Raw genomic sequence first — 2,969 nt, forward strand, 5'->3', positions numbered from 1 at the left:
ATGTACCTTGAAAACTTCATACAGAGATTGATGATAAAAGATAACTTTTAAATATCAAGACATCCGAGAAAAAAACAGATTTTGTAGAAAGAAAAACAAGCTTTTATAAGCAGAAACCGTAACGCTATACGGAATGGTCAAGCAAGTAAGGGCGCAGGGTGGATGCCTTGGCACTAAGAGCCGAAGAAAGACGTGATAAGCTGCGAAAAGCCATGGGGAGGAGCACATATCCAACGATCCATGGATATCTGAATGGGGAAACCCACACGGTGAAGCCGTGTATCCATACGCCAATTCATAACGTATGGAGGGGAACCCGGTGAACTGAAACATCTAAGTAGCCGGAGGAAGAGAAAGAAACATCGATTCCGGAAGTAGCGGCGAGCGAAACCGGAAGAGCCCAAACCGGGATGCGTGCATCCCGGGGTTCGGACCGCAGAAGCGATTCATGGAATTTAGCAGAATGGTTTTGGGAAAGCCAGCCAGAGAGGGTGAAAGCCCCGTAAGCAAAAAAGGACATGACGCGGCGGTATCCAGAGTACATCGAGACACGAGAAACCTTGATGGAATGAGCGGGGACCACCCCGTAAGGCTAAATACTCCTTAGTGACCGATAGAGCATAGTACTGTGAAGGAAAGGTGAAAAGGACCCCGGGAGGGGAGTGAAAGAGAACCTGAAACCCTGTGTCTACAAACTGTGGGACACCAACATTAGGTGAACTGCGTACTTTTTGTAGAACGGTCCGGCGAGTTGCGGATGCAGGCAAGGTTAAGCGCTACAGGCGCGGAGCCGAAGGGAAACCAAGTCTTAATAGGGCGTTAAGTCGGCATACGCAGACCCGAAACCGGGTGATCTATCCATGTCCAGGTTGAAGATGCCGTAAAAGGCATTGGAGGACCGAACCCACATCCGTTGAAAAGGGTGGGGATGAGGTGTGGATAGGGGAGAAATTCCAATCGAACCCGGAGATAGCTGGTTCTCCTCGAAATAGCTTTAGGGCTAGCCTCGTATGAGTCTTGTGGAGGTAGAGCACTGAATTTCCGCGGGGGCGTCAAAGCTTACCAAAGAATATCAAACTCCGAATGCCATAAAGACGTTATACGGGAGTCAGACTGGACGAGATAAGTCGGGCAGTCAAAAGGGAAAGAGCCCAGACCTGCAGCTAAGGTCCCAAAGTGTGCATTAAGTGGAAAAGGATGTGGGGATTCAAAGACAGCTAGGATGTTGGCTCAGAAGCAGCCATACATTCAAAGAGTGCGTAACAGCTCACTAGTCGAGAGTCCCTGCGCCGAAAATGTCCGGGGCTAAAATGCACCACCGAAGCTCAGGAATGTATTAATACATTGGTAGAGGAGCATTCTTAAAACTGATGAAGCCGTACCGGAAGGGGCGGTGGAGGGATAAGAAGAGAGAATGCCGGAATGAGTAGCGAGAGGAAGGTGGGAATCCTTCCGGCCGAATATCTAAGGTTTCCAGGGTAAAGCTGATCTGCCCTGGGTAAGTCGGGGCCTAAGGCGAGGCAGAAATGCGTAGCCGATGGACAACAGGTTGAGATTCCTGTACCGTCTATGGACAGAACTGTGGGGACGCGGAAGGAAAGTGTGAGCCGGGAATGGAAAGACCGGTACAAGCGCAGGAGGCGTGCAGCCGGCAAATCCGCTGCATAAGCCAAAGGCGTTAAGTGGAGCGAAATATAAGTAGCGAAGCACACAGGCCGGCCGCCGAGAAAAGCCGCTATAGTTTCATAGATGCCCGTACCGTAAACCGACACAGGTGGATGAGGAGAGAATCCTAAGGCCGACGGAAGAAGCATTGTTAAGGAATTCGGCAAAATGGCCCCGTAACTTCGGGAGAAGGGGCGCCTGGGAAACCAGGCCGCAGAGAATAGGCTCAAGCAACTGTTTAGCAAAAACACAGGTCTATGCGAAACCGTAAGGTGAGGTATATGGGCTGACGCCTGCCCGGTGCTGGAAGGTTAAGAGGAGAGGTCAGCGCAAGCGAAGCTTTGAATTTAAGCCCCAGTAAACGGCGGCCGTAACTATAACGGTCCTAAGGTAGCGAAATTCCTTGTCGGGTAAGTTCCGACCCGCACGAAAGGCGTAATGATTTGAGCACTGTCTCGACAATGCATCCGGTGAAATTGAAGTGCCAGTGAAGATGCTGGCTACCCGCGCCAGGACGGAAAGACCCCATGGAGCTTTACTCCAGTCTGATACTGGGATTTGGTACTGCATGTACAGGATAGGTGGGAGGCTGTGAAGGAAGGACGCCAGTCTTTCCAGAGCCGCTGTTGGGATACCACCCTTGCAGTACCGGGTTTCTAACCAGCGCCCGTAAGCCGGGGCTGGGACAATGTCAGGCGGGGAGTTTGACTGGGGCGGTCGCCTCCGAAAGGGTATCGGAGGCGCTCAAAGGTTCCCTCAGAATGGTCGGAAACCATTTAAAGAGTGCAAAGGCAGAAGGGAGCTTGACTGCGACACCGACGGGTGGAGCAGGTAGGAAACTAGGACTTAGTGATCCGGTGGTATAAAGTGGGATTGCCATCGCTCAACGGATAAAAGCTACCCTGGGGATAACAGGCTTATCACTCCCAAGAGTTCACATCGACGGAGTGGTTTGGCACCTCGATGTCGGCTCATCGCATCCTGGGGCTGTAGCAGGTCCCAAGGGTTGGGCTGTTCGCCCATTAAAGCGGTACGCGAGCTGGGTTCAGAACGTCGTGAGACAGTTCGGTCCCTATCCGGCGCGGGCGCAGGATATTTGAAAGGAGCTGGCCTTAGTACGAGAGGACCGGGCTGGACGGACCACTGGTGTACCTGCTGTCTTACCAAAGGCATGGCAGGGTAGCCAAGTCTGGAAGGGATAAACGCTGAAGGCATCTAAGCGTGAAGCCCCCCTTAAGATGAGATATCCCCCGCAAAAGCGGGTAAGACCCCTTGAAGACGACAAGGTAGATAGGGCAGGGGTG

General features: G+C 52.2%; 1 rRNA gene. It reads left to right on the forward strand.

Annotated features, from left to right (window positions below):
- Positions 1-135: 135 nt before the first annotated feature.
- A 23S ribosomal RNA gene (locus D7Y06_RS23870) occupies positions 136-2,969 on the forward strand; the annotation flags it as partial.

The sequence above is a fragment of the Roseburia sp. 1XD42-69 genome (assembly GCF_003612565.1).
Taxonomy (GTDB): Bacteria; Bacillota; Clostridia; order Lachnospirales; family Lachnospiraceae; genus Roseburia_B.